At 38.1% G+C, this 7,893-nt stretch carries 10 protein-coding genes; 4 read left to right on the plus strand and 6 right to left on the minus strand.

Annotated elements, in window-relative coordinates; all coding sequences use genetic code 11:
- Positions 1-74: 74 nt before the first annotated feature.
- A complete protein-coding gene (locus DNK84_RS11430; RefSeq protein ID WP_119344632.1) occupies positions 75-755 on the minus strand; it encodes a LysR family transcriptional regulator in 681 nt (226 codons plus the stop codon).
- Positions 756-856: 101 nt separating this feature from the next.
- Between DNK84_RS11430 and DNK84_RS11435 the strand changes: the two genes are divergently transcribed.
- Positions 857-1,141, plus strand: coding sequence for a YciI family protein (locus tag DNK84_RS11435; protein WP_119344633.1), 285 nt, complete (start codon positions 857-859; stop codon positions 1,139-1,141).
- A gap of 104 nt (positions 1,142-1,245) precedes the next feature.
- On the plus strand, positions 1,246-1,593 hold the full coding sequence (locus DNK84_RS11440; protein ID WP_162902411.1) for a hypothetical protein: 348 nt from the start codon (positions 1,246-1,248) through the stop codon (positions 1,591-1,593).
- Between the two features lie 110 nt (positions 1,594-1,703).
- Here the strand turns inward: DNK84_RS11440 and DNK84_RS14425 are convergent, their stop codons facing one another.
- Entirely contained in the window at positions 1,704-1,850 is a 147-nt protein-coding gene (locus DNK84_RS14425) for a hypothetical protein (RefSeq protein ID WP_162902412.1), read from the minus strand.
- Positions 1,851-1,885: 35 nt separating this feature from the next.
- Positions 1,886-3,913 (minus strand): alkaline phosphatase family protein, encoded by a 2,028-nt coding sequence (locus DNK84_RS11445; protein WP_119344634.1) that lies wholly within the window; start codon positions 3,911-3,913, stop codon positions 1,886-1,888.
- A 101-nt stretch (positions 3,914-4,014) separates the two neighbouring features.
- Here DNK84_RS11445 and DNK84_RS11450 point away from each other — a divergent pair, with 101 nt between their 5' ends.
- The gene (locus DNK84_RS11450) at positions 4,015-4,737 is read left to right on the plus strand and encodes an SDR family oxidoreductase (RefSeq protein WP_119344635.1); all 723 of its coding nucleotides are present in this window, start codon (positions 4,015-4,017) and stop codon (positions 4,735-4,737) included.
- A gap of 1 nt (position 4,738) precedes the next feature.
- On the opposite strand, the gene DNK84_RS11455 is transcribed toward DNK84_RS11450, so the two are convergent.
- The 3 genes from DNK84_RS11455 to DNK84_RS11465 form a co-directional block, all read right to left on the minus strand.
- On the minus strand, positions 4,739-5,923 hold the full coding sequence (locus tag DNK84_RS11455; protein ID WP_119344636.1) for an MFS transporter: 1,185 nt from the start codon (positions 5,921-5,923) through the stop codon (positions 4,739-4,741).
- Positions 5,924-6,053: 130 nt separating this feature from the next.
- Positions 6,054-6,848 carry a 5'-methylthioadenosine/adenosylhomocysteine nucleosidase gene (locus DNK84_RS11460; protein ID WP_119344637.1) on the minus strand — a complete coding sequence of 265 codons (795 nt, stop codon included), beginning with the start codon at positions 6,846-6,848 and terminating at the stop codon, positions 6,054-6,056.
- 19 nt (positions 6,849-6,867) lie between these two features.
- Positions 6,868-7,458 (minus strand): queuosine precursor transporter, encoded by a 591-nt coding sequence (locus DNK84_RS11465; RefSeq protein ID WP_268876904.1) that lies wholly within the window; start codon positions 7,456-7,458, stop codon positions 6,868-6,870.
- Between the two features lie 192 nt (positions 7,459-7,650).
- On the opposite strand from DNK84_RS11465, the gene DNK84_RS11470 reads away from it, so the two are divergent.
- The coding region (locus DNK84_RS11470) for a transposase (protein ID WP_162902414.1) at positions 7,651-7,893 on the plus strand (243 nt) is incomplete at its 3' end.

Genomic DNA, 7,893 nt, shown 5'->3' on the forward strand with positions numbered 1-7,893 from the left:
AACCGGACAAACAAAGCAAACCGAAGGAAACCAAAACAGAAGCACCTGTTTTTTCAAAAAATGGCTGATAGGTCCTATAGGGGAAGTGTGCCCTTTATGGAGCGGTTACGTTTTATCACAATATCTTTCTGTTGGTTATTGATGTAATATTGCCATTGAGCTGTAAAATTATCACTGTGATCAAGACAGGTATGCTTTGTTAAATCATCAGGCGTATGAATGCTTGGGTGGTTACTAAGATAGTCTGATGAGGCGCAAGTGAGTTTAGACCACTGACCAATTTCAGTTGCATAGGCATCAATATTGGGTACATGCCCACAAAAAATAATGGCATCAAAATCATCAGAAATCAAATGCGGTAAAAAATTGCCAACTCGCCAGTCAATCGTAAGGTTAGGATATTGGGTATTTAGTTCATGTAGATGTTCAATATATACCTGATGAAAAAGACTTAATGGAATGCCAATTTTTAAATGACCAAAATGCTGATAGGGTCGATGTTGAATGGTATCTTGAATCTGCTGGTCTGAGGATAAAAGCATTTTAACACTTGGCCATATTTTTTGACCATTTTCAGTTAATTTGACTTGCCGTGTATTACGAAAAAATAAAGGGGTTTGATAGTGCGTCTCTAGTGCTTTAATCGCATTTGAAACGCGTGAAACAGGTAATTGCATGATTTTGGCTGTTTGACGAAAGCTTTGTGTTTTAGCAAGGTTATTAAATATTTTAAATTGCAGCAGTGTGATATTCATTGTTCTTTTTTTTAAAACAGTAATTTCTTATTTTGCTATATTATCTTATTTTTAAGATCAGTGTAAACTGGTTGGTGATAAATAAACAAAGAGGCAAAACAATGCAATTTACACTTATTACACTAACTTATAAAAAACCACTAAATGATATTGATCGATATAAGAAAGCACATAGTACACATCTTCAACAGTTTTATGACCAAGGCTTGATTTACTTCTCAGGTCCTTTAAAGCCAAGAACCGGTGGATTTATTTTAGCTCAAGCACTTGATGAGGATCTGCTTGAGAAATTGGTCAAACAAGACCCGTTTTATATACATGATCTGGCTGATTACCATATTCAGCATTGCAGTGCGAGCAAGGTGAGCTTGCAGATGAAATCATAGCCTTATTATTGTCTTGTAATATTTGTATTACAACGTTATTTTTTAGTAGGCTGAATACATACGTATTAATTTGCTATTATTAAAAAAAACTTAGGAGAACTGATATGAGCATGGAGCAGTATTTATCACATCAATTGCAAAAATTTTCACTATTGGATATTGCTTTGGTAAAAATCGTGTACTTATTGTGTGGTGTTCTGGTCGCGTTGAATTATTCACCTTTATTACAAGTAGGATGGCTGTTTTATCTGATTATGATGCTGATATCCGCGATTCCGCTTTTACTTCATTTTTTCTCAATCCCCGGCTCATATCTTCAAAAGGCAAAGCATTACTTAGGAAGTAATAAGCCTGCCTATCAAGTATTATTATTTTTTACCATGTTCTTTTTGGGTTGCCTGTTAAGTACTGTTATGCCATTTTTACAGGTGATTCCATGGTGGGGGGGGTGATTTTCATTATTGTGTTGGCCATTAAACCTGCACGTTCTAATTTATTTTGGTAGGCTATGATAGCGTTTTAAATATGGCACTCTCAGATTAAACCTTATGGGAGTCAGCTTTTAATCTCTTGGGAAGGCTGGCTGATAATAAATAATATCACTGAGTTTTAAATCAAGCGTGCGTGCAATAACCGACAGCGGTGCACCATATTGCATCATCTCTTGGGCCTGTTCAAGCTTCATGGTTTTTATTTTGATATTGTCCATAATTAATCCTCCTTTAGGTGTTTGATTTTATCTCACTAATAGCGTAATGCTTTGGCCTGATCAAAATAGACGTAGGTTTTGCCATTTTGGATTAGTTGTTTGGTAAATAACGCAATGGTATAGTTTGAGATCCCTTTGATAACAGCTTTTCCATCTGGGTCAATAGCACTTTGCATGATAAGATTTTTAGCGGGTTTTTGGGGGTGATATTGTCTAAGGCTAAGTTGATAGTCGTGTATTTTTTTGCCTTCTTTTAAGCTTTCTAATAATACACGACCATCTGTGTTTGGCAAAGATATCCCTAAAATATACGCAACTGTGGGTGCAACATCAACATTGCCACTGGGTAAGGTGTCGGTAAAATGCTTTTTAAAGCTTGGGCCAAAAGCGATTAAGGTGTTATGTACATCAATCGGACTAAATGCACCATGCATTCCACGATCACTACCACTACTGTTATATTCAATACCATCGTAGCCTTTTATTTTTGCTGTGGCATTAAAGTTACTACCGGCAATGATATCAGGATTGCGTTTGTGATCATTTTCCAGTTTTACCAAGGATAAAGGCAGTGTTCCTGGAATTGCACCATAACGCGGATCCACAAATATTGCGCCAAACTCCTGGCGAGACTGTAAGAATCGAACAAGCTTTTGAATAAGTTTTTGACTATGGCTTGGCACATAAAAATATGTGCTACCGCCATTGGCAGCAACAACAATTCCATCTTTAGGTAACTTTTTAGGGACAAAATAAGCAGGCGTGGTATATTTTTGTCCTAAAGAGGCTTGTCTGTGTCCATTTGGATCATCAATTTTGACTGCTTTGCCACATATTGCTCCTGTCGTATCATATTTTGTGGGGTAAACTGTTTTACCATCTGCGGTAATGCCAGTTAATACTGGGTCATATTGGCATCCTTCACCATCATAAGCATGAAAATCGGCCCTTGTTAACAAATCTGCTGGGCGAAAATCACCTGAAACCGAATAGCCATTTCGTTGGTCAATCTGGCCGATATTGTTTGTTGTATTATTGATATCATGAAGTGGAAACTCGGATAAATCCCCAGATACATTGCTATGGCCATGATCTGATACGATGATAATATCAGTATTATTCCAGGTTCTGTTTTGTTTTAGTGTTTTTATAAGTTTACCAAGAAGCATATCCTGGTTGGCAAGTGCATTATAATAGGCTTTGCTACCAACACCATAATTATGTTCAGTGGTGTCTGGGTTTCTAAGCCACACAACGCTTAGTCTTGGATGTGCATAAGGGATAACCTGTGTTAAATAGCTATCCATCAAGTAGGTATTGTCCTTATTATAGGGGGATAACAAGCCTTTATCAGGGTTTGTTGTAACACCATCAGCCAGGGTTGACACTATGCCATAAGCCGTTGGGTTACCATTACCTTTGTGAAGTTTGAAACCTTGGTAGCGATAAATGGTATTAACGGGCAAAGGGTAGTTTTGATTTTTAAGCTGATTTGCAAAAGCTTCTGGATAAATATGATTTTCATCAAAGACAACGCCTTTTTCTTTATAATCCTGAAAGAATGCAGGACCAGATTTTCCTACTGCAGTTGTTGTAATGCCGTTTTTGTGTGCACTGGCAAATAATGTTTTAACCTCAACTAGCGGCTCATCCTGGTTTAAGTCTTTGAGTATCTTATAATCTTCGGTGAAAACCGGCTGATTAAAGTCAATCAGGCTGCCACTTGCATTGGTACCTTTTGTATCTGGCTGCCAAAGTGTGTTGCCAAAAAAACCGGTTTTTCCAGCAAAGTCACCTGTGGCAAAGCTTGAACCATTCATCATGGTAAATGTCGGATAGCTTGAATGATTGTCATTAAACCAAACACCTTTGTGTGCCAATCGATATAGATTTGGCGTTGTAGATTGCGTCACTGAATCAGGGCGTAAGCCATCCCATACAAAGATGATTATATTGGGTTTTTGTTTTATGGCTAAAGCCGTATTGACTTCAGTTGCATGGATGCTACCAATAGACAGTAACGAAATAAGCGAAACAACGGGTTTTCTACATTTAATAATCATGCCATAATCCTTTATAATCCAATTTGCCTTTTCATTTAGGCAGCATTGTACTTGTGAAATATTACCGTTTTATTACAAAACCAACATTTTAAGGAGTTTTTATGAAAAAGCCATTAGTGGTGATTACGGGTGCAAGCTCAGGTTTTGGGGCAGCAATTGCAAAAAAGCTAAGTAATGCAGGACACCCTTTATTATTACTTGCGCGTCGTATTGAGAAACTTGAGGCACTTGGTTTGCCAAGTACGATGTGCCGCAAAGTTGATGTGACTGATAAAGGCGCCTTTCAACAGGCAGTTAAAGAAGCTGAAGCACAATATGGTTTAACAGATTGCTTGATTAACAATGCCGGTGTTATGCTTTTGGGGCAGATTGACACACAAGACCCCAAGGAGTTTCAGCAGATGTTAGATGTTAATGTGGCTGGTGTGTTAAATGGTATGCATATTGTTTTATCGACGATGAAAGCACAAAATAGCGGTACGATTATTAATATAAGCTCAGTTGCTGGGCGCAAGACTTTTCCCAACCATGCCGCTTATTGTGGAACAAAATTTGCGGTACATGCTATTAGTGAGAATGTGCGTGAAGAGGTGGCTGCAAATAATGTCAGAGTTATTACGGTCGCGCCTGGGGCTGCTGAAACAGAGCTTTTAAGTCACACGACATCAGATGAAATAAAACAAGGCTATGAGGCCTGGAAAGATGATATGGGTGGCGTGTTATCTGCTGAAGATGTTGCAAATTCAGTTGTCTTTGCCTATCAGCAACCACAAAGTGTTTGTATCCGTGAGATTGTGATCGCTGCAACAAAGCAGCAGCCTTGAGTTAATATACGACTGTTGTTTCAGTTTGAATCATTAATGCGGCAAGTGCACAGACAGCCAATGCCGATAGCGTGACGGCAAGTGGCAGCTGGCTGTGTAGTGGAATAATGGCTGCTAATGCTGTTAAGATACCAGCACCCAGGTTTTGTGTACCGCCTAAAACAGCACCTGCAGTTCCTGCAATACTTGGAAATTCTTCTAGTGCCTTTGTTGTTGCCGTTGGAAAGATAATGCCTGAACCAAAGAAATAAATACAGCCTGGCAAAATAATAGCAGTAAGACTGACGCCAATCCCATAATAACAAGCAATCATGACAATACCGCTTATAAATAAAATACTGCATCCTGCAATAAGAAGTTTATCAAGGCTGTAATATCTGGCAAGTTTTCCAGCAGCAAAGCTGCCAATAACATAGCACGGTAAGGGGATGATAAATAACAGGCTTGCACTTGCAGGATTTAATCCTAGCACGGAAGTAAATAAAGCGCCTGAGCTTACCTCAAATACAGCAATACCACCATTGGCAACCATCAGTAAAATCAAATTAATTAAAAAAGTTCTGTTGCTAAGTACTTTTTGATATTTTTGAAAAAAGTTTTGTTGTAGCCCTTTATGGATATTAGTTTCCTTAAAAAGAAAAAGCTGTATAAAGAATAAGACAATACCGTAAACGCTTAAGAAGATAAAAATTAATCGCCAGCTGTGAAGGTCAGTAAAAATACCACCAAGCACGGGTGCAATTAAAGGCGCTAATATTAATGCAATTGCCATCATGCTATTAGCCGCATGCAGCTTTGTTCCTGAGTAAAGATCACGCATTACTGTTCTTGCCATAACACCCCCTACCGCGATACCAGAGCCTTGTAATAAGCTTGCAATCAGCAAGGTTGGAAAATAGGTGGCAAAAGTTGCTAAAATAGAACCGGCAATAAACAGGATAATACCAATTAGGATCATGGGTTTGCGGCCAACTTGATCAGAAAGCGGGCCGTATAAAAACTGCAATAATCCATAGGGAAATAAATAGCATGCGATAACGGCCTGCATTCTGCCAGCACTGACAGAAAATTCATGTGCCATTTGTGTTAAAGCTGGCACATAAATAGTATTGGTCATTTGGCCTGCTGCGGTTAACACAATAACTAAAAACAATATTTTGTAAAAATTGCGATCAAATTGCGCCATGATTTTTTCCCGTTGATGATCATGCGGCTATGATAACGGAAAATCTTAAATAATAAAGTGTTTCTTAACCATGAAATACTAATTTCCATACACTAAATACGGGTGCCTTATAAGGGTGATGTAAGAAAGGCTATAGTGCAGATGCTGCTTGCTCCGTCTGGTTGCTGGTAGGGGTTGATATAAGCCCTAAATAATGGCGGATAAATTCAGCAGAATATTTGGCGGCCACTGAGTCAATAAACTTTAAGAAATCGATCGTAGCCGATTCGTTAGCATTATCAGAAATTGTACGCATAATTATATAAGGCTTGCTAAACTCATAAGCCACGTGTGCTACTGCAGCACCTTCCATCTCAATAGCGGCAATGTCATGCTCTTCTGTAAGTAGTGCATCAAGTTGATGTTGGCAAGAAACAAATTCATCGCCAGTGGCGATCTTACCATGGTGAACTTTTGCTGTATGTAGGCTGAATGTTGCAATCTCTGCGCTAGAAATACATTTGTGAAGATTATTTGTGACAGCACTTGCAGCGTTAAGCGCATGTGAAGTAATATTCTGGTTTGTGGTAAAGTATTTAAAGCCAAGCTCAGGAACTTCTCCTTTTTCTGGGAAAAGAGGTGTTGCATCTAAATCATGATAATAAGTCTGTTTTGCAATCACAATATCACCGACATTGATATGAGCTTGTGGTGTTCCCGCAACGCCTGTAAAAACAAGCTGTTCAGCATTAAAATGTTCAAACATAATCGTTGCAGTAATGCCTGCAGCAACTTTACCAATTTTAGAACGTGCAATGACAATAGGTTTGTCATTTATTTTCCCTGTATAAAATTCTCTGCCAGCAATCTTAGTGATGTTCGGATGTTTTAGCAGTTTTATAATTTCTCTTATTTCTTCTTCCATTGCAGACATGATAGCAATCATACGGTTCTCCTGTTATGGGTTAAGGTAAAGTCCAATTGATGTTAAACGGGTTATAGCTGATATTGGTATCGTAATGATCAATTCCAGTTTTTTGTTTGATAGTGTTCACCAGATACTGGCCGACCCAGACAAATATTACAGCATAAAAAAGTTCCATTATGTAAGTGTCCAAAAGTACCATAAAGAAATTATATAGGTTGTTCATCTGTGGCAGGAACGAGACAAAAAAAATAATGGTCAGCATAAACAGCTCAGAAATGGCTGTACCTGTAATGCTTCTAGCCCAAAAGAGCTTTCCTTGATAGAGAACCTTGAATTTTGAAATAATAAAAACATTGAGGAAGCTGGATGCTAGGTTCGAAATGACTCCACCAGTGACAAATAATAGCATTGGTCTGTAAATAATATAATAGTGGCTATGTGCTGTGAGATTTGCACTTGTTATATGAATTGTTAAAAGGCAAAAAACAGCAAACACCAGCTCCAGCGCTAAACCAGCCCAGATAAACAGCAAAGCGGCGCGATAACCATAGATTTCAGTAACGATATCGCCAATCAAGTAGGTAAAAGGAAAGTATAATGTTGAAGCTGATAAGGTAAGAAAGTCCAAGTGTATAAAATAATAAGCAAAGTTATCAGCAACAAGAGAAAAGGTGAGATAAACACCAAAGAGAATAATTAGGTTCTGTGAACCAAAAAAACTACAAGATGTGAAATTAAGTTGATTTAATTAAAAAATGATTTGCAAGGTTGCAATCCTTAGTTTGAAATATATTTGAGAAAAACAACAAAGGATTGCAAAATGCATTATCACATAAATGAAAATGCTTGGGAAAAGATTTATGAATTTTTAATGACGGTAAAGAGGATACACTGCAAAAATACGGAATCTTTGCGTTTATTCGTGGAAGGGGTTTACTATGTGTTACGAACGGGTTGTCAATGGCGAATGCTTCCTGAATACTACGGTCATTGGCGTGCAGTTCATAAACGTTTTATGCACTGGCCGGTACTTTGGCTTTGGGATGAAATGATGAAACACATG

Origin of the sequence: Facilibium subflavum, from assembly GCF_003574485.1 — a bacterium.
GTDB classification, from domain to species: Bacteria; Pseudomonadota; Gammaproteobacteria; order Francisellales; family Francisellaceae; genus Facilibium; species Facilibium subflavum.